Source organism: Paenibacillus sp. FSL F4-0236 (genome assembly GCF_038000135.1).
Lineage (GTDB): Bacteria > Bacillota > Bacilli > Paenibacillales > Paenibacillaceae > Paenibacillus_AQ.
Genome location: NZ_JBBOBK010000001.1, coordinates 2976247 through 2997753 on the forward strand (window position 1 = coordinate 2976247; position 21507 = coordinate 2997753).

At 38.5% G+C, this 21507-nt stretch carries 25 protein-coding genes; 3 read left to right on the plus strand and 22 right to left on the minus strand.

The window, feature by feature from the left end:
* Positions 1-8 precede the first annotated feature (8 nt).
* The 9 genes from NSQ29_RS13445 to NSQ29_RS13485 all read right to left on the minus strand — a co-directional run bounded on the left by NSQ29_RS13445 (position 9) and on the right by NSQ29_RS13485 (position 10313).
* Positions 9-1757 (minus strand): sensor histidine kinase, encoded by a 1749-nt coding sequence (locus NSQ29_RS13445; protein ID WP_076286367.1) that lies wholly within the window; start codon positions 1755-1757, stop codon positions 9-11.
* 16 nt (positions 1758-1773) lie between these two features.
* Complete coding sequence (locus tag NSQ29_RS13450) at positions 1774-3360, minus strand: response regulator transcription factor (protein ID WP_340969233.1); 1587 nt, start codon at positions 3358-3360, stop codon at positions 1774-1776.
* 168 nt (positions 3361-3528) lie between these two features.
* Positions 3529-5214 (minus strand): extracellular solute-binding protein, encoded by a 1686-nt coding sequence (locus NSQ29_RS13455; RefSeq protein WP_143759369.1) that lies wholly within the window; start codon positions 5212-5214, stop codon positions 3529-3531.
* Positions 5215-5286: 72 nt separating this feature from the next.
* Positions 5287-6183: a carbohydrate ABC transporter permease gene (locus tag NSQ29_RS13460; protein ID WP_042127373.1), complete on the minus strand. Its 897-nt coding sequence runs from the start codon at positions 6181-6183 to the stop codon at positions 5287-5289.
* 29 nt (positions 6184-6212) lie between these two features.
* Positions 6213-7181, minus strand: a complete 969-nt coding sequence (locus NSQ29_RS13465) for an ABC transporter permease (protein WP_042127372.1) — start codon at positions 7179-7181, stop codon at positions 6213-6215.
* Between the two features lie 263 nt (positions 7182-7444).
* The gene (locus tag NSQ29_RS13470; protein WP_340969232.1) at positions 7445-8665 is read right to left on the minus strand and encodes an FAD-dependent oxidoreductase; all 1221 of its coding nucleotides are present in this window, start codon (positions 8663-8665) and stop codon (positions 7445-7447) included.
* 82 nt (positions 8666-8747) lie between these two features.
* Complete coding sequence (locus NSQ29_RS13475) at positions 8748-9308, minus strand: YeeE/YedE thiosulfate transporter family protein (RefSeq protein WP_256716256.1); 561 nt, start codon at positions 9306-9308, stop codon at positions 8748-8750.
* 22 nt (positions 9309-9330) lie between these two features.
* Positions 9331-9558: a sulfurtransferase TusA family protein gene (locus NSQ29_RS13480; RefSeq protein WP_036678256.1), complete on the minus strand. Its 228-nt coding sequence runs from the start codon at positions 9556-9558 to the stop codon at positions 9331-9333.
* 65 nt (positions 9559-9623) lie between these two features.
* Complete coding sequence (locus NSQ29_RS13485) at positions 9624-10313, minus strand: YeeE/YedE thiosulfate transporter family protein (RefSeq protein WP_042187846.1); 690 nt, start codon at positions 10311-10313, stop codon at positions 9624-9626.
* 174 nt (positions 10314-10487) lie between these two features.
* Here NSQ29_RS13485 and NSQ29_RS13490 point away from each other — a divergent pair, with 174 nt between their 5' ends.
* Entirely contained in the window at positions 10488-11372 is an 885-nt protein-coding gene (locus NSQ29_RS13490) for a LysR family transcriptional regulator (protein ID WP_340969229.1), read from the plus strand.
* A 2-nt stretch (positions 11373-11374) separates the two neighbouring features.
* Here NSQ29_RS13490 and NSQ29_RS13495 read toward each other — a convergent pair whose 3' ends face one another.
* From NSQ29_RS13495 to NSQ29_RS13555, 13 genes are all read right to left on the minus strand, one after another.
* Positions 11375-11590: a sulfurtransferase TusA family protein gene (locus tag NSQ29_RS13495; RefSeq protein ID WP_042187842.1), complete on the minus strand. Its 216-nt coding sequence runs from the start codon at positions 11588-11590 to the stop codon at positions 11375-11377.
* A 33-nt stretch (positions 11591-11623) separates the two neighbouring features.
* Positions 11624-12058: an NUDIX hydrolase gene (locus NSQ29_RS13500; RefSeq protein ID WP_340969226.1), complete on the minus strand. Its 435-nt coding sequence runs from the start codon at positions 12056-12058 to the stop codon at positions 11624-11626.
* Entirely contained in the window at positions 12049-12942 is an 894-nt protein-coding gene (locus NSQ29_RS13505) for a PhzF family phenazine biosynthesis isomerase (RefSeq protein WP_341125317.1), read from the minus strand. Before NSQ29_RS13505 ends, NSQ29_RS13500 begins: the two co-directional genes overlap by 10 nt.
* A gap of 43 nt (positions 12943-12985) precedes the next feature.
* Entirely contained in the window at positions 12986-13726 is a 741-nt protein-coding gene (locus NSQ29_RS13510; RefSeq protein ID WP_341125318.1) for a DUF5071 domain-containing protein, read from the minus strand.
* Positions 13727-13752: 26 nt separating this feature from the next.
* Positions 13753-14160, minus strand: coding sequence for a DUF7674 family protein (locus NSQ29_RS13515; RefSeq protein ID WP_341125319.1), 408 nt, complete (start codon positions 14158-14160; stop codon positions 13753-13755).
* Between the two features lie 108 nt (positions 14161-14268).
* A complete protein-coding gene (locus NSQ29_RS13520; RefSeq protein WP_341125320.1) occupies positions 14269-14709 on the minus strand; it encodes a hypothetical protein in 441 nt (146 codons plus the stop codon).
* A 9-nt stretch (positions 14710-14718) separates the two neighbouring features.
* Positions 14719-15429: a hypothetical protein gene (locus NSQ29_RS13525; RefSeq protein WP_341125321.1), complete on the minus strand. Its 711-nt coding sequence runs from the start codon at positions 15427-15429 to the stop codon at positions 14719-14721.
* Between the two features lie 10 nt (positions 15430-15439).
* The gene (locus NSQ29_RS13530) at positions 15440-15985 is read right to left on the minus strand and encodes a TlpA family protein disulfide reductase (protein WP_341125322.1); all 546 of its coding nucleotides are present in this window, start codon (positions 15983-15985) and stop codon (positions 15440-15442) included.
* A 132-nt stretch (positions 15986-16117) separates the two neighbouring features.
* Complete coding sequence (locus NSQ29_RS13535; RefSeq protein ID WP_341126762.1) at positions 16118-16645, minus strand: ClbS/DfsB family four-helix bundle protein; 528 nt, start codon at positions 16643-16645, stop codon at positions 16118-16120.
* 69 nt (positions 16646-16714) lie between these two features.
* Complete coding sequence (locus NSQ29_RS13540) at positions 16715-17572, minus strand: S66 family peptidase (RefSeq protein WP_339247809.1); 858 nt, start codon at positions 17570-17572, stop codon at positions 16715-16717.
* A 20-nt stretch (positions 17573-17592) separates the two neighbouring features.
* A complete protein-coding gene (locus tag NSQ29_RS13545; RefSeq protein ID WP_042187839.1) occupies positions 17593-18228 on the minus strand; it encodes a pyridoxamine 5'-phosphate oxidase family protein in 636 nt (211 codons plus the stop codon).
* 11 nt (positions 18229-18239) lie between these two features.
* A complete protein-coding gene (locus NSQ29_RS13550) occupies positions 18240-19001 on the minus strand; it encodes a class I SAM-dependent methyltransferase (protein ID WP_341125323.1) in 762 nt (253 codons plus the stop codon).
* Positions 18998-19984, minus strand: a complete 987-nt coding sequence (locus NSQ29_RS13555) for a phosphotransferase enzyme family protein (RefSeq protein WP_341125324.1) — start codon at positions 19982-19984, stop codon at positions 18998-19000. The genes NSQ29_RS13550 and NSQ29_RS13555 overlap by 4 nt, the downstream gene beginning before the upstream one ends.
* Before the next feature lie 147 nt (positions 19985-20131).
* On the opposite strand from NSQ29_RS13555, the gene NSQ29_RS13560 reads away from it, so the two are divergent.
* Positions 20132-20626, plus strand: a complete 495-nt coding sequence (locus NSQ29_RS13560; RefSeq protein ID WP_341125325.1) for a hypothetical protein — start codon at positions 20132-20134, stop codon at positions 20624-20626.
* A 97-nt stretch (positions 20627-20723) separates the two neighbouring features.
* Positions 20724-21482 (plus strand): hypothetical protein, encoded by a 759-nt coding sequence (locus NSQ29_RS13565; protein ID WP_341125326.1) that lies wholly within the window; start codon positions 20724-20726, stop codon positions 21480-21482.
* Positions 21483-21507 lie beyond the last annotated feature (25 nt).

Genomic DNA, 21507 nt, shown 5'->3' on the forward strand with positions numbered 1-21507 from the left:
AATTCCGCTTACTTTCTTTTTTTGGCAGGAATCAGGATCTGAACCGATGTTCCAATTCCCACACGACTAAAAATACTTACGCCATACTCAGGTCCATATTGCAGTTTAATCCGTTGATCCACATTACGGACGCCATAACCTGTATTTGTATGTCCCTTCGAATCGAAAATTTGATCAATACGCTCTTGTCTGATGCCAATACCATCGTCAATAATACGGAAGAGAATATTATCGCCTTCCTTACGTCCTACAATCCGTAAATGAATGTGATCGCCGCACCAAGCATGCTTCAGCACGTTCTCGATAAAGGGTTGTAGAATCAGTTTAATGGTCTCATAAGGCCAGATCTCAGTATCAAAATCAAACATAACCTCCAAGCGGTCACCATATTTAATTTTCTGGATTTCTAAATAGGCGTTTGCTTGCTCAATTTCAGTTGGAACCGGAATCATCGTACGGCCTTCATTAAGCGTTAAACGATAAAACTTCGCTAATTCCAGTACCATCTTCTGCAGCTTCTCATTTTGACCAAACTTTGCTAATTGAATTATAGATGACAAAGTATTGTACAGGAAATGTGGGTTGATTTGCGATTGTAGGATTTCAAGCTCCGCTTCCTTCTTCTGGAGCTGAGTCAAATATACCTCTTTAATCAACATATCAATATTTTCACCCATATCATTCAGCGCGGTTGCTATCTGAGAGAATTCATCCTTCCCTCGATATTTTATACGCTTGTGAAGATCACCTTCCCGATAAGCATTAAGCACATATACAAACTTATTAATCCGAATCGAAAAATAACGGGATATAAATATGCCAACAAAGCTAAAAACCACACAGCATATGAGACACATTAAAATAATAAACAAACGTACCTTCATTGCATCCTTTTCAAGGATTGCAATCGGAACAAGCGCGATTAATTGCCATGCTTGGTTAGCAACCATTATCGTTTCTTTAATCGTTAGGTAATCCTTATTTAGTTCGGCTTCATTAGTATAGTTCTCCGGTAGTTCACCCGATTGATACATCGTTCTTCCAAATTCGTTCTTTATAATTAAATTACTTCCTTTTCCTATCTTCGTATAATTGACACTGTCAAATAGATCTGGAATCCTTACATTAATCCGCAGGAATCCTATCTCTTTAGGCTTAAGAGGCTCGTATGTATCAATTAGTCTACGGAGCAACGAGATGCGATTATTCTCTACATCACTCTCGATCTGCCACCATTTCATAGTTTCAGCGTATTTTTCAGTTGGAAAATCATAATACCAGGACTTACCTTCAATCCGTTTCATGTGGTAGAGATGATAAAAGCTACTATTATCCAAATAGCCCTCAAGTGAATTCGAATAGATCTCAGGGATCGATTCATTTTTTAAGAATAGCGACATCCCTATCTTCACACCTGTAGATTGAATAGCTACGTCAAGCTTCGGCAGCACCTTCTTAGACATCCGATCGTAATTTTCCCAGCCTTCCTCATAACTCCGAAGATTCCGATAAAAATCAAAATCACTGTATAATTGCGTTGATATTCGAGTAACTTCGTCCATTTTATAATCAATATTGTCACGAATCTGCAATAACGTTCCTTTAATATTCGTATTGATATGTTCGCGTAATGAATCATTATACATGGAATGAGAGACGAACCCTATCAAGGATATAGGGATAATAATAAAAAACATATACGTCAGCATTAACTTATACCCAATCGGCACATACTTATGTCTTCTTCGTATTTTCATAGAACATCATCCCCCATCACTTGTCGCGCTTACGATACTCCATAGGTGTCATACCATAAGCCTCTTTGAACTGTCTGCTGAAATAAGGGAGATACCGGTAGCCTACCTTGCTAGCGATTTCATAGATTTTGCAGGTCGGATCTTTTAAAAGCTTGCCTGCTTGATCCATTCGAAGCTGTGTAAGTACTTCACTGAACGTTTTCCCTGTTTCTTCTTTGAATAGATAGCCCAAATAGTTAGGGGAGAAAGAGAACTGCTGCGCAATATCTTTAAGCGTAAAGTTATCGCTCATTCTGTCCTGCATCGTTTGGATGATTTCTCTAATCAATTTATGGTTCACTGAATCTGATTTACTACGCAGGTACTCGGAGATCTCAAACGTTTTGAGTACGAGCCACGAACGAATATCACTGATCGTATCGAATTGGTGTAAAACATCTAAACTATGTATTTCCATACCTAAAATTTCAAATAAATCCTCACTAACATCCTTTAACTGCTGATCCAGCTTCCAAATGATATACATTGCCAGATTATGAATAGTGAATTTGGATCTTAAACTACTTACAGAGCGGAATAACTTGTCGATCTCATCATAAATAAGTACTAACTCATACTCTTTCACCGCTTTAAACAACGTATCCATACGGGTATCTAACATACGAGCATCGATCATCCCTGGTTCACTGCTAACGGTCTCATACATTATAAGATTGCCTTTGCCAATAAACATTTTTCCGTCCACAGCTTCCATAGCTTGTCGATAGGAGATATGAATCTGTTCCATAGAAAATGTTGGTTTGCCTACACCTACAGTCATTGTGACTGGAAACTTCGCACGAATCGAGGCGTAAATATCCTCAGTGAACTTTTCCATTTCCTGTTCGTTAATCAATAATGCAATCCGATAGGACGATACCTTGTAGCAATGTGGCATTCCGTGCTTCTGACCTATTCTATTCACTTCATAAAGGAAGTCCTTAGCCATTTGATGTTTAGATAGATTATCCTGTTCTTGAAGCCAGTTGAAGTAGTCAAGCTCCAAGACGGCTACACGAACAGGCCAATTCAGCTTATCCAAACCGTATGACTTCACAAGCGACAACATTCCGGCCTGGCTACCCTCTTCCCCTTCCCATTCCCCTTCAAATAAGCGAATCAACAAATCATTTTTGGCCATTGGAATCATATGCTGATAGGCTTCTTCAACATCACGGCGTTTACGTTCATCGTCTAAATCCTGCCTTACTTTCTGAAGTGCAGCAATGAGTTCACTATCATCCATTGGCTTAAGGACGTAGCTATACGCCTTTAGTGACAGTGCTTGCTTAACATAGCTAAAATCTTGGTAACCGCTTACAAATATCACGCGTATATCCTTTTTTTTCTCTATAGCAATTCGAGCCAGCTCAAGGCCCGACATATTCGGCATATTCACATCGCTTACGATAATATCAATAACATGCTGATCTAAAATATCGCACGCGGTAAACGCGTTATTTGCTGCCTCTACAACTTCCATACCAAGCTCATTCCAAGGAATAAATTGTCTCATACCTTCTAGATCCAGCATCTCATCGTCTACTAATAATACGTTGTACATCAACAAGTCCCCCTTTGAAATGCATAAATCTATCCCTGTAAATTCTACCATTACTCTTTCCCAGTATACCATTCATAAATGTGTCTAACAGCCTATAAACAATGAGTCATCAGAATACAACGTAAAAACGAAGGCTTGCCTAGTAGCAAACCTTCGTATTACTAATTATTATTTTCCTAAAGCTTTCTTGTTTTCTGTCCATACTTTTGTAACATAATCAAGGAATTTCTCATAACCAACCTTCATGGAGTCATCATGTGCTTTGTCAAGAATGGCTAATGCTTCTGCATCAGTCTTCGCATACATTGATTTCGCTCTAGCAGTTAGCCAGATATCTCTAACGCTTTGTCTGATAATACCTTCTTCACTGTCTGGAGCCGGATCCCAGTTTAGGAACTCCGTAAAGTCGCCTTGTGAAGCCCACGTTACTTCCATCTGCCAACGGTTACTAAAGTCGATCTTATCAGCTGGAAGGGTTTGCAACATCATTTTCTTCGTATTATCCAAGAAAACCGTGTTTCCTACCCAAACCAAGTCACCAGCCTTACCGCTGATTTCAGACAATGCTTCTGGCTCATTTAGATATTTATCTTTATTAAATTTAGGAGTAAGTCCATCTGCTTCAAATCCATCCCAGTAAGCGTCTGGTCCTGGAGGGCCCCAGTTCAGAACCATTGAACCTTCTGCACCTGTCATCCAATCAAGCATTGCGAATACAGCTTCTGGATTTTTAGCATTTTTAGTGATTGTAGCCACGTTCCAGCCTAACTGATTGTACGTTCCCGGAGTGATTTTACTTTGATCCAAGCCCGGTTTGTAGATTGGTTTAATAAACATATAACCATCTTCCGGATTTTTCTTCTTCATCTCTTCATCAGCAGTAGCCAGCAACTTCATCGGATCGAATGTCGCAATCACAGCGAACTTGCCATTCATCGCTTTCTCTCTAATTTGGTCTTCTGTTTGGGTATTCGCATCCTGTGTCATAAGCTTCTCACGCATTAATTTAGCACCAAAGACAACGGACTCACGGAACCCTTCATCTTTGTAAATGGAAGCCATTTTGTCGCCATCAGGTACAGCATATATTCTAGTATACGAAAGGTTATTCTCTTTAAAAGAGGAGAATAACTGGTCAATACCGTTACCATCTTTCGCTAAGCCAGTCTCAAACGGAATAACATCTGGGAACTTCGCTTTAACAGCATTTAAGTAAGCATACAAATCATCCGTAGTCTCTAGCTTAGGAGAACCGAGTTCTTTGTAAATTTTCTTATTGATCGCATAACCGGCATTACCGTTTGGCTGTGTTGTATAATAATTCGGCAGCTGATAGATTTTACCATCAGGAGAACGAAGCAATTCCAAATGTCCAGCTGTTAAGTACTTTTTAAAGTTTGGATATTTATCAATGTATTCATCCAAAGGAACTAGCATATCCGCTTGACGAAGACGCTCTACGTCAGCACCTTTCTCAGTCCATACAATATCCGGCAGCTCATTACCAACAATCATCGTTTGCAGCTTCTGAGCATTATTACCGCCAGAGCTAATTCCAGTGACATTGATTTTCAAATTATCTAAAATCCATTTAGAAGCAGCATCTTTGCCCCATTTCGGCATTTGATACCAGCCGTAGTTTCCGTAGAATGATACTTCAAGCGGTTCTTTCCCTAACTCATACAAATCAGCCGCTGGAGCTTCAGTTGCTGTGTTAACCGCTGTTCCTCCTTCTTTCACTGGTTCAGCAGTTGCAGCTGGAGCGCTTGAATTGTTGCCACTACAACCCGCCACCACAGTCGACAATAGCAAGGTAGACAACGTTCCGAGAAGCATCTTTCTCTTAGTCTTCAATGTATTTTCCCCTTTCAATTTGTAATCTATGTTCAAAGCAATACGCTCTAAACCCCATCTCATTCTATCATCCTACTCTTTCAATGATCCGACCAAGACACCTTTAACGAAGAATCTTTGTAGGAATGGGTATACACATACAATCGGAATGGTTGCAACCATGATCGTAGCCATCGTTAATGACTTCGACGTTATTTTCTTGGCTGAGTTAATATGAGCAATGGAACTTGCATCTACATTAGACAGCTGTTCTGAAGCAATATTAGAGAACAATATCTGTCTCAAGATGGTCTGAATCGGCATTAACTCCTCTTTCGTAATGTAAATACTCGCTACGAACCACTCATTCCAGTGATTGACTGCTGTGAACAATGATAATGTTGCGATTACTGGCCCTGACAAGGGAAGTACGATTCGGAGAAAAGTTCCCCAGTATCCGCAGCCATCAATCTTTGCTGACTCCTCTAAACCTTGCGGAAGACCTTGGAAGAAGGTCCGGAATATGATCATATTCCATACGCTGACAAGTGCAGGAATAATAAACACCCAAAATGAGTTGAAGAGGCCTAAACTTCTGATAAGCATGTATGACGGAATGAGTCCCCCGCCGAAATACATTGTAATGATACACATAATCATGTAGTATTTGCGACCCATTAGTTCGCGCTTCGACATCCCATAAGCAAATATCGAAGTGGCCAATATCGCTGTTACTGTACCAATTACCGTCCGCAATGTTGCAATGACGAATCCACCCATTAAACGAGAATCTTCAAATACGATCTTATAATTCTCAAGCGTGAACTCACGGACCCAGAAAGTAATTCCGCCTTTGGAAGTATCCATCCCCTCATTAAAAGAAATCACAAGTGAATTCCAAAATGGATAAAACGCGGAGAATGCCAGTAAGGTCAAGAATACATATATGAATCCAATAAACAATCGGTCTCCTATGTTAGTACGTTTCATAATTCAGTCCCCCTATATTGAGTAATTCATTACCACAAGCTGTTTCCCGCTCTTCTGGCAATGAAATTTGCAAAGGTAAGTAATGTCACACTGATAACGGCCTTGAACAATCCGATAGCAGTCGCATAGGAGTACCTGAAGTTATCTATACCGACACGTACAACATATACATCAACTGAATCTGATACCTCTCGTAGAGCCGGATTGGAAGCAAGGATCAAAATATCTTCAAATCCTGCATTCACCAGATTACCGATCGCCAGAATCATAAAGATAATCACAACTGGCATAATGGAAGGCAACGTAATCAAATATATCTGTTTAAAGCGACTCGCACCATCCATCGAAGCAGCTTCGTATAAGTGCGGATCAATACCAGCAATGGCAGCTAAGTAAACGATCGAGGCAAATCCAATTTCCTTCCATACATTGGTTGTAACTAAAATGCCCCAGAAATATTCGGTCATAGAAAGGAAGTTAATCGGTTCATCGATAAATCTCAATTTCTCAAGCAGCATATTTATACTGCCATTATCAACGGATAGCATCGAGGTAACCATCGAGCCGATAACCACCCAAGATAAGAAGTGAGGCAAGTATGTAACGGTCTGAATAACCCGTTTAAAGAACATCTTACGAACTTCGTTCAGCATTAACGCCAAAATAATCGGTGCGGGAAATCCAAAACAGAACTTCAGTAAGCTGATTATGATTGTATTTTTCATAACCACTTCAAATTCAGGAGCATTAAAGAAGTAAATAAAGTGCTTTAATCCAACCCAATCACTGCTAATAAAGCTATTACCTAACTTGTAATCTTGAAAAGCGATTAGAATACCGTACATGGGGATATAGGCAAAAATAAAAACTAAAACAAGTGCTGGCAATACCATAAGCTGCAGATCTATTTGCTTAAAAAAGCGTCTTATCCCGCTGGTCCGATGCTTGCCGAGATTCGGTCTTGATGTCTTGTCTGGTGCGACGCTTGCGTTCGCCATATGTAAGTCCTCCTAAACCTAGATTCTTATAAATAAAGCATCTTTCATGGCTTTCTCTCTTTTTGCAGCCTTGGTTCTCCTCTACTCTCCCTCCGTTGATTTGCTATCTTATGAATTAATCTTAATATCTAAGCGCTTTCAAAGGTATATGACAAAACAACTATTATTGATACTTTGACACTTTCTTGAAATAGCTCGTCCAATTTAATAAAAGCATAATTTAAAAAAGCCCTATGCAGAGATATCTGCATAGGGCTTTTTCATCAATTCGTTAGAGCATTCAATATGTTATCACTTATCTTGTCTGTAATTACTCTTTGTATCTTTCCATCATCTAGATAAACAATAGAAGGAACTGAATCTATTCCTAGCTTGGCAGCAAGTCCGGGTGACTTATATACATCTACCTTTGTGACCCTGATCTCAGTATGGGATTGTTCAAAAGCCTCAAAGAGTGGTAATAGCTCCCGGCAAGAAGGATCAGTTGCATTCCATAAATAAACAACGGATGGTTTTCCTTGATTTAGAATTTGATGCTCATAGGTCTCACATTCAGAGATATACTTCTCTGCACCATACCCTGCAATGGCACCATCACCGACAGCTGTAGCCACTTGCTTAAGGAACTTATCACATACATCGCCTGCTGCGAACACACCAGGTATATTTGTTTCCATTTTTTCATTGACTAGGATATATCCATTTCGATTCAACTCAACTACACCTGATAAAATTTCTGTGTTCGGGGTATATCCAATAAATAAGAAACATGAATCAACCTTTACGTTTTGCAGTTCATTAGATTTTAAATTTTTCAGGACGACGGAATTCAAACGTTCCTCACCTTCGAAAGAACTTACCACCGTATTCCACATGAATTCCATTTTAGGGTTTTCTAGTGCCTGCGTTTTGGCAATTTCATTACAATCCATTTTCCCATGATCATGCATAACAGAAACGATTACTTTATCTGCAAACTTGGTCAGAAACATTCCTTCTTCAATAGCTGCATCACCACTGCCAACAACCATAACCGTCTTTCCCGTATTTGCTGCAGCGTCACAGGTTGCACAGAAAGAAATTCCTTTATCATATAAGAACATATCTTCATTTGCTGCCCCGGTAATTCTTGGTTTTCCCCCACTGGCTATAATAATGACCTTGCACTCATAACGAACCCGAAAGGTCTCCACTACCTTAATATCTTCCGCTACCGAAACAGATTTTACATCTGTCATTTTAAAATCCACACCAAATTTCTTAGCTTGTTTATGAAATAATCCCATAAGATCTGTACCGGTCGTTCCTTCAGGAAAACCAGGATAATTTTCTATTTCATTAGTATAAGTGGCAAGACCACCTACAAGTGATTTTTCCAAGAGAAGAGTCTTTAATTTTGCACGTCCACAATAGATTCCCGCTGTTAAACCAGCAGCCCCGCCACCGATAATGACGACATCATACTGTTCTGTCTTCTTTTCCATTCCTTTTGTCCCTCCTGTGAGTCTGTGCCTTAATAAAATAGGCTGACTCTCGTCAGCGCTACAAGCTCAGCCTATTTCACTTTTACATAAAGAATTTGGCTAATAATTTACTGCCTATAAATGCGCCAACCAGCAGGAACAATCCAAATATCCATCCTGAAAGCGATAAAGAAGCTATAGCCGTAAACAATGCACCAATATTACATCCATTAGCCAGTCTAGCTCCGTACCCCATGAGTAATCCACCAAGTACCGCTGCTACAACCTGCTTTTTGGACTTAATTTTCTTCAACTTGAATTCGGAAGCAAACAAAGTCGCTGCTAAAGCACCTAATATTATCCCTAGATTTCGAATCGAACCACCATCATTCAAAAATCCGGAAGATAATGTTTTTTGTGCTTTTTCCGAACTAAAATATGCCCATTGATCTACATTTCCGCCTGCTAATCGATACAACCAAGCTCCCCAATCTGCAAAAGCGCTAGTTACTCCCCATCCTTTAGAGAAAACAGCCAGATGTGCTGTAGCGAACACAGCAAGAAGTACAGCTCCAGTTACATAAGTAAACGGTTCTTTGAGCAAGCGCTTGTAAAAGCGGTTAGACGATATCTTCAACCAGAATTCGTTCACCGTTTCATTCACCGTCCTTTCCTACTCAGCGATCCTATTTTACCTTCTCAATAACAACTTCCCACTCGCCATCATCAACCTCTTCGATTTCCACATTATGTCCCTGTTTTCTCGCCCATTCTGGAACGTTCTTCATTGCGCAGCTATGATCAATAGCTACTACTAGTACATCACCTACATTGAGTTCAGTCATTTTCTTTTCTGTTCTCATTAACGGAACCGGACAAGCTTCTCCCATGCAATCAAGTGTAAATTCAGCCATTTTAAAAACCACCTTTATATTTTTTTGGAATAACAATAGTGAAAATATTCACGTAATAATCTAAACTAATCTGCGCTTCCCATCTTTTTCTCTTGCCATTTAACAGCTGCAATGTATAACAGAAGAATAATCAGGAACTGAACAACCAGTGCTCCAAGCCAACCAAAGACGTCTGGTAAAAATACAGTTGGTGCATCCTTTATAACGTTAGCTCTCCACCACCCCATATCATGTGATCCCCAAAGTGAACCAATGACAAAAAACACAAGTGAAAGCATCTGCATCGTGAATCCTTCACCTACACGCATCAATGTACCCGAAGCGCATCCACCCGCGATAACCATGCCAATTCCGAATAATACAGCACCAATGATCAAAGCTAAGCTGATCTGACCCACATTGTCCATCCCAGGAATCGGTTTACCTTCCAGGAACGCTGGATACTTAATGGCTGTAAATCCGATCGTAGCGAGAGAAAATGCAATAAGAACCGCTCTTGTAACTGATGTGCTGCCTGTAATACAGGGATCTCTAAGTGATGCAGTAAAGCAGAAACGTGATCTTTGTAAAATAACGCCAAACGAAATACCGAAAAGCAGGTAGACAACCATTTTATCGTGGGAATGGTCTAGGAAAAAACCAAACCCAATAATGAGAGCAGTGACCAGCAACGCGATGGGCAACTGACTCTTTTTAGGTTTTCTAGGAGCTCTAGTTCGGGTAGATCTCGTTTCGGGACTTACGGTTTGCCCCATAGTCTAACACCTCCATCGTTTTTATGTAATTGACTATGTGAAAATAGTAACATACTTATTTAAGCTGTGGTTATCTGCTTTCTTTATGCTGTATAAGTGTTACTAATGGCACAGATGGAGCGTAATCATATATGCTATAGTGTGCACTAACAGCGGGCAACAGGAGGAATAAGTATGAATATGGAAACGCTTAAATTGTTTTTAGATATAGCTTCGTTAAAAAGTATATCTAAAGCCGCTCAGAAATCTCATATCACCCAATCCGCACTTAGTCAGCAGTTGAAATCATGGGAGAATACCCTAGGTTCTGAACTTTTTGTGAGAAGTAATAAAGGCGCTAGCCTAACCGAAGCAGGGATTATTGCGGAGAAGTACGTGGAGCAAATCTGTAAATTGTATGATGATATGATCACAGAAATCAATCATTTACAGCCAACACAACAAGAGCTGTCTATTTATGCAATTCCGGAGGTCTGTAATTATGCTCTCCCTTGTACCTTGTATGAGGTAAAAAAACATTTTCCCAATTGCCATATCACTTTAAATGAAGGGGCATCGTCCTTAGTAGAAGAACGTTTACTTCTTGAAGAAGGTGATATCGGGTTTATTTCCGGTCCCTCTCCAAAATCCGAATTAAGGTCACATATGGTATTTTCAGATCAAGTTATGTTGGTGGCAAGCAATACGACCGTTTGCCCTGATAAAATCACATTGACTGAGCTCCCGAATTATCCTTTAATCTGGTCCTCACAGCTTCATTGTGTGCAAAGAGCTTTGAATGCCGTGTCAATGGGCGAGCTTAAATTAAATATACTCTTTAATCTAGACTCTCTTGAGGCGGTAAAGCTTGCTGCCATTAGAGGACATGGTCTCGCCTTTCTCCCTTATATGTCCATAAAAAAAGAGTTGTATAGTAAACAACTCAAGATCATTCCTATTGATCAGTTCCAGGTCAATAACGATGTCTACATGATAAAGAAACAAAATCAGCGCTGTGACAACGATACGAAACAATTAGTTCGATATATTGAAAAGACTTTAATAGATACTTTGTGTTGAGCCTAAACCTCAATCGTAATTTCCCATACTCCATTAATCACTTCTTGAATGGAACATTTTAGATTTGAACCACGACAGTAATCCGTGATAGAAACTTTTGCGCAGCTATGATCAGTAACTAGCATTACCTTTTCACCTTTCTGAATGGCTTTTTGATGTTTTTTTAACATCATTACTGGTACTGGGCAGATTTCACCCAAACAATCAATTTCAATCATGAAGCTGCCTCCATTCCTTAGATCATTAAAGTTCTAATAATGACCCAGCATTATTTTCTTCACAAAAGGGGTTAAAGCAAGGTTGTTTAGTTGTTTGATTTCTATCCACTGTGCCCCATCAGAGTCTTGTCCGTCCCCATCGGTCTTAAGCTCAAAGTTCACATCTAACAATGAAACATTATATATGATCCCTATATGGTGTAATTCTTCTAACTGGGTATCACTGTATGGATAAATTAACGTATAGGAAATGGAATCATGAAGCAATCCTTTTAAACTTGTAATTCCGGTCTCTTCCCAAAACTCCCTCTTAAGGGCCTCATACGGCTCCTCTCCAAACTCAATAGAACCCCCTGGAAAGTCCCACTTCCCCGTATGAGGACCTCTTGCTTTCTTAATTAGTAATACTTTATCGTTCTTCACTAAGACTCCATACACTCCAAGATGAGTATATTTTATCATCTCCATAAATCTACCTCCCCCACAAATACCGCAGTTCCAGAAATAAACACATCCATTTCACCGGATTCATTTCGATATACTTCTACGTTCACCTTGCCGTCCCTACCCATTTCCAATCCCTGTTCCACATCAAATTGGATCGAGTCCAAATGCGGATCAATATATTTTAAATAATAAGCCCCCATGACTCCAGATGCTGTACCTGTTACTGGATCTTCAACGGTTCCTGAATAAGGAGATGAGAAATGTCTGGCATGCATTAAAGCTTGCGGATCAAGCGTTTGGAGTGAAAATGGGTGTACAGATGCTTTTGGAAGCTCCGTTAAATTCTCCGGAAACAACGAGTTAATCGGTTTCATTTTATTAAAGCTATCTATACTCTTAATCGGGACTAATAGAGTCCATGCGCCAGTACAGCCATAAACTATAGGCAGATCCTCTTCTATCTCGTCAAGGGTTAAACCTATGGCGTGCGCAAGCTTCGCTCTATCGCCGTTAAATTCAATAAACTTCGGTTGATCTTGCTTCATTTTTATTAGTAAGTGATTATTGCTGTCCATGATGAATTGGATAGGTAGCACACCCACGTTTGTTTCGATCTTTATCGAGCTAGCCTCTCCAGGAATACCCTTTGTTTTTAAAGCAAATAAAGATGCCATTGTTGCATGTCCACAAAGATTGATCTCATAGCCTGGAGTAAAATACTTAAGCCTTAAATCAGCTACATCTGATGAGACTACAAAAACTGTTTCGTTAAAACCTACCTTATGAGCTATCGATTGCATTTCACTTTCGCTTAAATGATCAGCTTCTAACACTACTCCCGCAGGATTCCCTTTGTTCGGATAGGGAGAAAACGCATCATAATGAAGCACTTTGATGTTGTTCACTGATAAGTCTCCTTTCAATTTATTTCAGTAAAGCTTGATAACTTCACGTAGTGAGAAACTCAGCAGTAAAAATTTCTATTTCTCTTAAAACTTCTTGGGGGTTAGATATCGCATTACATATATAAAAACGTTCTTTATTGTGCTCATGAAATGATTTAATCAAATTAGGCTGCTTGATGATTATTTCATTGAATTCTTTTTTAAGAGCTTCGCAATCAATTTCAGGATGAGTATCATGAAGTTCCTTGAGTTCAAAAGCAATGACATCTTTTTTACACTGGATTATTTCACAGACCACATCTTTTGCATATATACCGTGAGTTAATAAGATTCTCAATGCCGAAAGGTCATTGGCTTTTTCCTGTGAAATCTTAATTAATTCTGCTTGTATCTGTACGACTTGTACCGTATTCCAATGATTAATTAATACTTCAAAAATCCAGTACACCCATTCTTGATCATCGCTGTGTTGATTTAGTACATCTTTTACATATGGAATCATCGGATCCCCTATTTCAAGTAAAAAAACAGCTATTTCCCCCGCACCTGGCCAATTTATATCTTGTATCCATTCAAGTAAACCCGACAATATGCTTTTCACACGTGGATATCCTAAACGTATGACTGTTTCAGCCGCTCCATCCCAATAGTCTTTTGATATAGGTTGTAATAATGAATGCAGATCTTCATCCTTTATATATTGTAGCTTATTAATTGCATCTTCCTTTTCCTCTTCGGGTGTGCCCCATGATAATTTTTTGATTAGACTAGATACTTCTTCCACTAGATTCACCCTTCGAACTTGAAATTTCACCTATTAAAATCAGTGCTGTTCACTCTATTGTATTCTTCTACTAACTTGATATATCGATCTTTATCCTCGTTTAACATCCATTCGAATAATCCCTGTATATCTTTAAAAATATATGGTTTTACTTTATATGGAATAGCCTGCAAGGTACTTTCATCTTCAACTAAATGTTCACAAAAGCCAACACAAATAGCATTATGCATATAAGGACTTCGCTTATATTGGTTAAAACACCACTCCGCATAATTATAAATTTTCTCCTGTTCTGACAAATCATTATTTCTATGCGCTTCTATAATTCTATCTCGCAGAAATACCAATAAAGAATAGATAGAATCATCTTTATGATTAAAATGAAACCTGAGATCATAAAACAATTCTTGGGCAATTCTTCTCCATGCACTCATAGTTATCGCTTATTCCTTTCTCTCTACGTAAACCCAAAGAAAAGCAAAAATAATTACACAAACAAAAAATCAAGTACAGAGTTATCTCATTTCACCACGCCGTTCTAGCTACAACACTGCTTTCTTTCGCTTCATTATCCAAATTATTAATAAGACGATAATCGATGTCCCCAATAAGAAATACATCCAAATCGTTTTTTTAACCAATTCATCATTGGGATAATGGCCTTTATTATAAGCTTTTACAAAGATATCCTCTTGGGTCTTAATAGCAATGTAATCTTTTGGATCGGTATTGATAATTGAGTAGTAGGGCGTACCTTTAGGATAAATATTCGAGAAATTCCCCCTGTACGTACCTTCCTCATCGGAAAATTTAGTTACATGCCCTATCTTCTTATCGATTTCTTCCGAGGGGATGAGTTCATCGTCTGATATTTCGTAGATGTCACCTGAATAAACAACAAACGAACCGGCCCAATCCGCGGAGACCGCATGCAATGGCAATAAAGCAATTATGGCTAGAATTACAATAATGAATTTCTTCATCTCAACCTCCTAGCTTTGGGATTCGATTGATTTATAGATTGTTTTGAACTCTTTTCCATTATTTAATCCATCAATAAGCCCCACTAAACCTGACTTTCCAACGATTCCAAACCATCTATTAATTTCTGAATGGGCGATCTCATAATTTTCTTTTACATGTGAGGGTTCATAAAAGTCATCTCTACTACTTAGCTCATTTATCTTGTCAAAACTTATAAACTTATCGCTGTTATATCTATAGTCAACTAAGGTAGCCAAACCTTCATCAAACCACACAGGAACCTTATCCTTATTCTTCAACCTCTTTCTTAACTCACTATGCATCAATTCATGGGCGATCACATCCGCGTTAAATCCGTCTGGACCAATAACAATGTAATTTCCCCAATAAGTATAATAAGTCTGGCCCGTTCGATTCTTCTGAGCATACTTCTCAAGAGCGTGTGGAGATTGAACAAAAAGAAGGGTTGGATTGTCTTTTAAATCTTCGAAGAACCCAGAAACTCTCTCTCTCGATTGTTCGAAATCGTTCAAAAGTATCGTTGTTGTGACCTCTGAAATATCTGGTTCTACATAAACATGCTTACCTTGCTTCTCCATACTAGAAAATTCTACCATCATTGCATTAACAGGTTGAGGATTTATCATATAGACTACAATTAGCATCAGAAATAAAAAGGTAAGAAATGCGGTGATGATTATGGGTTTCTTTGATTTCATATCTCTCACACTAATCATAGTTTTTAATGAAAATCTTAAACGAGCTCTCAATAGCGTCAAAATCAGTCGAGCCAATAATTTGATCCATAACCTTGCCATCAGAGTTCATAAAAAACAACGCAGGAAAAGCTTGTTCACCAAAATGTTTATGGAGATCGCCTGTTTCATCTAGGAGAACGGGATAATTAATGTTGTGATCCTCCACATATTGTTTTACTTCAGAAAGATCATCTTGATAAAGCAAATTGATTCCGTATATGTTCACTCTATTTTTATATTTCTCATACAATGAGACAATCTTAGGAGCGTCGTCATTACAATAGGGACACCATGAGGTAAAAAATACGAATACAGTGGCTTTCTCCGAGAAGTTCACTTGTATTTTGTTACCGTTCGACAACTCTTTTAGTTCAATGTTCTCAGGACTCCTGATGGATTTGGAAGAGTTGTTTACCACGACAAATATAATCGAGCTTAATGCAATCAATAATATAAATGCACTTACAATAATAGATATTTTCTTCAAAAATAATCCGTCCTTTACTAATCTATTCATCCACTGCTATACATTCTCTTCCACTAATCCCATCTCCTCCACATAATGCTAATCTAAATTCCTTCTATGTATATGAAAAAAGCCTCTGTTTCAGAGATTTCTTCTCTTAGACAATGACTTGGTCTGCGGTTATTAATTTGAGCTAATACAATTGAGCTTTTTCCACTTACGAATCTTAGAACGAAAAGTCTTAAACGGTGCTACTGAATTAATATGAATCCATTTGATCATAGGCCATCTCGGATTGTTTCCTGTCCATTTCCGCACGCCTTGCGTAAAAAGTTCTTCATCACTTAAAGAATCAATCCAGCTCTGCCACTGATGTTCTGTCTCTTGAAATAAAGATCTTAACTCGTCTAATGAGTAGGCAGCATATGTATGATAAAACGATTGATATAATCCGCCAAGCTGATTCCATTTATAATCCGGTGAAGGTGTAATAACGGTTATCCCTGCTTTTTCATCCTTATCCCATTTCATAACAAGATTCAACCAGCCCAATTGATAGGCAAGGATTTCTGCTGGAGTACGATCGACGCCTTCCATACGAGTGTCTTTTTGAGCATTCTCAATGCCCTCAAATTCAAGATCGAGAGATAGATAGGCAGTATGTATAGCATTTTTCAATACCTCTTTAGATGGGTAGTCGTGTGTGGACATCATAACTCTCTCTGACTCCTCTCTTATCAACATAAATCACCTTGAAAACCAATCATCCACCTTTAGCTCTTATAAAGTAATATTCTCACCCACAACAATACACTTACTGTCACTACCATGCCCGATCTCGTCCGTCTTCACGATAGGAATCCCGCTGATTTCCTTCAAGTACGCTTCTACGATTGAAAATTCATTATAGCTCTCAAGCTCAGTAAACGACCCAAGAATCACTCCAGCACATTTATCAAAAGTTCTAGCTTGCTGAAGCTGAGCAAATAAGGAGACGATTTTGTTAGCTCTGCCACTTAAACTCTCTAAGAATAAAATCTTGTTCGAAGGGTCTGGAAAATAACTTGTTCCTGCCAGCTTCATAAAACATCGAATATTGCCGCCAATTACAATCCCACTCATCTGGTTCCCACGGACCCAATGAAAGTCGAAATCGTAAAGATCGTTATGTCCTTCGAAAAATGTTCGATAGAAAGCAGCTTGCTGCTCCGCCCCATCAGAAGATACGAGATTCATCAACTGATAGTGATAGGATTTCGAATTACTTTGTGTATGTAAAGCGTTCAAAATAACGGACAAGTCACTCATTCCGAAAAAAGGCTTCGGATGCAATCGAATATTATCGTAGTCGAGATATTCCAAGATCTGGTTCGCGGAATCCCCACCTGAAATATCAAAAATCGCAAGAATTTCATCATTATTAAATAGACGATTCAACTCCGTTGCTCTTTCCTTAGGATTGCCACTGAAATAACCATCTCTTCTAAACAAGGTGTTAGACATCGCTACCTCTAGACCAACCGAGTTCAGAATTCTAATTAATTCTTCTACTTTAGGCAGGTTCTCCACTCTCACACCATCAGAACAAGCGATAAGTCCTACTTTATTCCCTGGAGTGAGTTTTAAAGCTTTGCTCATCTTAGTTAATCCTTTCATTTCTAATATAACCGATTCTCATAGCTATCCTTTAATCCCTTTGATACATCCTCTTGAGAAATCCCAAGCTCTTTTGCATGTTCTGCAATGATTACTGAGGGTTTAGGCAGCTCTGCTTTCAATGGCCAATACGTATCATCCCATAGATGTGATCTTTTAAAAGCTTTAGCGCAATGCATATAACACTCTTCCACTTCAACGGCAATGCCCAATTTCGGCAGTTTACCTTGAGCCTCCATATGAACCATTATTTCTTGATCTTTGATAATCCTTGCATGTCCATTTATTCTTAAGGTTTCTTCAAGACCGGGAATAATAAATATCAAACCCACTTTTGAATTTAAAAGGATGTTGCGCAAAGAATCAAACCGTCGATTACCAGGTCGCTCAGGAATCACTAAATGTTTGTCGTCTAACACATATACAAAACCTGCAGCATCCCCACGCGGAGATACATCACAATTGCCAGCTGAATCACTTGTTGCTATAAAGAGTAACGGTGATTTGGATATATAATCTCGGCAATGATGATCGATGAAGGTTATACTCTTGTTGTTTACCAATTCACTGGGATACCCATACATTGACCTTAACTCTTCTTCAGAGTCTATAACTTCTTTGAAAATGTTATGGTTCATCTTTCTCCCTCCTACTTTCGCAGTTTAAAAACCAAAAAATCGCTGCAACGAAAATCCTCTTCAAAAGACGGATACTTCGCAAGCATTTCAGCAGAGGGCTTCGGCTCGATCATTTCTTCAATTTGAAAGCCAGCCCGTACAATCGTATTTACATAACTGGATAACGTCCTATGAAAAATCAGAAACTTTTCCTCTTGATCTATAGGGAAGATCTGATTATAAGTGCCCTCGTAAAAATAATTATCTACTTTCCAATAAAGCTTCTCACCAGTATCCGACTTCACCCATCCGCTACCAGGGGTTACAAAGCAAGGATGTGGAATTGAGAATATAAACGTCCCACCATCAACTAACAACCGATACATTTCATGAATCGCTGTCTCATAATCAGATAAGTCATGAATCACCATGTTAGAAACAATGAGATCATAACTCTCATTCTGGAGAAAGCTGAGATCTTCACAATTGCCATGATGGAAGTTTATCTTTAATTCCTCTGGTGATTTACTCTTGGCTATCGTTATCATGTTCTGCGAGTAATCAACGCCAGTGACTGAGGCACCTGCCTTAGCTAACATTCTGCTTAAATATCCTTCACCACAGCCTGCATCTAGCACCTTCTTATTTTCAACAGAACCCATGAGACTGATTAAAGCTGGATTCAAAAAAATTTCTCGATGGATATCCCCGTTTTCGCCGTACGAAGTTGAGATTAGTTCTGCGTATTTATCCCATCTTATTATGGCTTCTTTACTGCCCAATTTATCATTCATTTAATCACCTCTAAATTTCTGAAATAATCCATTTTACTGTCGATAAATCCATTGTCAAAGTCAGCTGCACCGATAAGCTCACCTTCACTGAAACATAAAGCAAATAACCAAAGCTGTCTAAGCGCAACGAACATAGGAACAGCACTAATATCATTGTCACTGAGATCTCTTAAACTTTTATATCCATTTAAAAATGCTGCCCATAACCGTTCTACTTCATCTTTATCATGGCCACTATGAATCTCTCTTGCCAATCTAAACTCTGCGATATCATAGGCTCTCCATCCGTAACCACAAATATCGAAAACATAATGAGTTAATTTCCCTTCGTCCGTGAAAGTCACATTCGTATTCCCATGCAAATCGCCATGGCAGATGCCCCAGTCGAGCCCCGCTTCCAGCTGTACTTCAATCTGTGCTTTTAATTGTATGGCCAGGTCATACAGGAATTGATAATCCTCTTGTCGATGGTTCATATGCTGTTTGATCGTATGAAGCGGATTCTCAATTAAATGTTCAAAATCAAGCTTACCTCTTACATGTGCACTCTTAAAGTTGTCCGTAGCTGTGTGAATTTGTGCAACTGACTGACCAAATAAATAGCTGTCTTCTACCGCATGAATAGGCTTTTCATTTCCTACAGCAAAACTAAACATAACGCCATACTTCACACCCTCAGGCACCAAAAATTCATTAAATATGATCCCATCTTTTCGAGGAATAGGAATGGAGACGTTTACACCTTTTTCGTGCAAATCGTTCAACAATTCTAATTCAAAATCAATCTCCGATCTACTCCGTCTATCCGCACGATAAACACGAAAGATGTATTTTTCCAATGCCGTTTCTAAGATGTATGTATCGTTCATGCCTCTAAGAAAATACTGCAGCTGTACTGGTTCTGGAATCTCATAATGCTCTTTAATATGTAATAATAATGCGTCTGTTGCCAACAGTGAGTATGTAATAGGAAAAAAATTCAAGTGTATCCCATCCCTTTAGGTTTTTGATAGTAATATTTACACCATACCATATTTAGGGAGTTGAATCATTTTCTTCTTGAAGCTGTGAAACCAATGTATGGTAATATAAGTATAATAATACAGAATCAATTACATGGAGGTGTTCGAATGCGTAAATCACCATTGATCTTGAGTATGATTTTATTATCCCTAACGTTAATTATGGGCTGTAGTTCAGAAGTGGATGATGCCACTAAAGCCGCTGAGAAGTACAAAAATGTTGAATATACCATTAAGGTTTCTGATGATTTATTTTCTGAGGAATCCATTCTAGCCCGAAATGAAGAAATGAAACCGTACTTTACTGAATACTATACCGAAAAAGCTATAGGAAGCCGAATCACAACTATCCCTTTTCAAATCGCTAATAAACAAAAGCTTTCTTTAAAACCAGATAATCTAAAGTTCACCCTTTCCGAACAAAAGAAAAATATTGTTGAGTTAAAATATACTTGTGATCTTGTTTTGTTGGATAAGGATGACAAAGAAAGTAAACGTGTCCCTTTGGAGGGAATACTGACTATGTTTGATGTGGATGGTCAATGGTTAGTGCAAGGAGATCGTTTTGACTCGGAGGCTTTAATGAAATTGATTTATAACTAAACACCCTTCATATACCATATTATTACTGGAACATATTGTCTAACAATAGTAATATTAATTTCCAGTACATAGTAATATGATAAGGAGCTAATGAGTCATGAAACGAACTGCATGGATCATAGTAACATTACTTTTATTATTGGGGAGCATTCCAATTACTGCGTCAGCAAAAGAAGCAACTGCAAAATCATGGAAGACACTTTACTCTGAGTATATCAAGAAAACGTTAATGGATGCTACTAGAGATAGGTCTTATGACGGTGACTTCAATTATTTCACTTTAGTAGATTTGAACTTTGATGGTACTCCTGAACTTATACAGGGGTATTCTTTACGATTCATTCAGCCCATCAACATTGCTCTAACCGTCCAAAATGGAAAAGTCATTCCATTCAATTATCAAGGAAAACTGAAGGATATTTCAGAGGGTATATTTAATGTAGGTATGGGTGGATTTCTACCGCGCGATGAAAATCGTGGCCTGCATCTCTATAAGAACAAAAAAGATGGAACATTACGTTATATCGCTTTTGTAGATGGCAGTGGTTCGTACAATTCTAATTTGCAGGTTTATGAGATTAGTATCCAAGGAACCAAATTTAATGACAAAGAGATATTCTTGGCCGACATTCCAGATCAAGAAAAAACGGATGATTTGCCAAGCTATTATGTAAATCAAAAAGAAGTGAATAAATCCGCCTATGATAAGGCGTATAAGCAATATTTTTCAAACTTGACGTTAGTACCAAGTAAAGTTATCACTGCAAACTATACAGACCTGTTTAATAATGAAGTTAACAAATTCGTTCCAAATGGAATCGCTAATTTTATAAATCGTTATTCTTCATCCAAATAAAGCTTGTTGATTGATCCTCCTTCAT

Excerpts from the sequence above, each read along its gene's own strand:
- NSQ29_RS13480 (WP_036678256.1), bottom strand. The coding sequence starts at position 9,558 with ATGGCTGAATTTACACTTGATTGCATGGGAGAAGCTTGTCCGGTTCCG.
- NSQ29_RS13445 (WP_076286367.1), bottom strand. The coding sequence starts at position 1,757 with ATGAAAATACGAAGAAGACATAAGTATGTGCCGATTGGGTATAAGTTA.
- NSQ29_RS13540 (WP_339247809.1), bottom strand. The coding sequence starts at position 17,572 with ATGAGCAAAGCTTTAAAACTCACTCCAGGGAATAAAGTAGGACTTATC.
- NSQ29_RS13485 (WP_042187846.1), bottom strand. The coding sequence starts at position 10,313 with ATGGGGCAAACCGTAAGTCCCGAAACGAGATCTACCCGAACTAGAGCT.
- NSQ29_RS13520 (WP_341125320.1), bottom strand. The coding sequence starts at position 14,709 with ATGAAGAAATTCATTATTGTAATTCTAGCCATAATTGCTTTATTGCCA.
- NSQ29_RS13525 (WP_341125321.1), bottom strand. The coding sequence starts at position 15,429 with ATGAAATCAAAGAAACCCATAATCATCACCGCATTTCTTACCTTTTTA.
- NSQ29_RS13470 (WP_340969232.1), bottom strand. The coding sequence starts at position 8,665 with ATGGAAAAGAAGACAGAACAGTATGATGTCGTCATTATCGGTGGCGGG.
- NSQ29_RS13465 (WP_042127372.1), bottom strand. The coding sequence starts at position 7,181 with ATGGCGAACGCAAGCGTCGCACCAGACAAGACATCAAGACCGAATCTC.
- NSQ29_RS13495 (WP_042187842.1), bottom strand. The coding sequence starts at position 11,590 with ATGATTGAAATTGATTGTTTGGGTGAAATCTGCCCAGTACCAGTAATG.
- NSQ29_RS13515 (WP_341125319.1), bottom strand. The coding sequence starts at position 14,160 with ATGAGTGCATGGAGAAGAATTGCCCAAGAATTGTTTTATGATCTCAGG.
- NSQ29_RS13535 (WP_341126762.1), bottom strand. The coding sequence starts at position 16,645 with ATGTCCACACACGACTACCCATCTAAAGAGGTATTGAAAAATGCTATA.
- NSQ29_RS13565 (WP_341125326.1), top strand. The coding sequence starts at position 20,724 with ATGAAACGAACTGCATGGATCATAGTAACATTACTTTTATTATTGGGG.
- NSQ29_RS13500 (WP_340969226.1), bottom strand. The coding sequence starts at position 12,058 with ATGGAGATGATAAAATATACTCATCTTGGAGTGTATGGAGTCTTAGTG.
- NSQ29_RS13545 (WP_042187839.1), bottom strand. The coding sequence starts at position 18,228 with ATGAACCATAACATTTTCAAAGAAGTTATAGACTCTGAAGAAGAGTTA.
- NSQ29_RS13550 (WP_341125323.1), bottom strand. The coding sequence starts at position 19,001 with ATGAATGATAAATTGGGCAGTAAAGAAGCCATAATAAGATGGGATAAA.
- NSQ29_RS13560 (WP_341125325.1), top strand. The coding sequence starts at position 20,132 with ATGCGTAAATCACCATTGATCTTGAGTATGATTTTATTATCCCTAACG.
- NSQ29_RS13460 (WP_042127373.1), bottom strand. The coding sequence starts at position 6,183 with ATGAAACGTACTAACATAGGAGACCGATTGTTTATTGGATTCATATAT.
- NSQ29_RS13450 (WP_340969233.1), bottom strand. The coding sequence starts at position 3,360 with ATGTACAACGTATTATTAGTAGACGATGAGATGCTGGATCTAGAAGGT.
- NSQ29_RS13530 (WP_341125322.1), bottom strand. The coding sequence starts at position 15,985 with ATGAATAGATTAGTAAAGGACGGATTATTTTTGAAGAAAATATCTATT.
- NSQ29_RS13490 (WP_340969229.1), top strand. The coding sequence starts at position 10,488 with ATGAATATGGAAACGCTTAAATTGTTTTTAGATATAGCTTCGTTAAAA.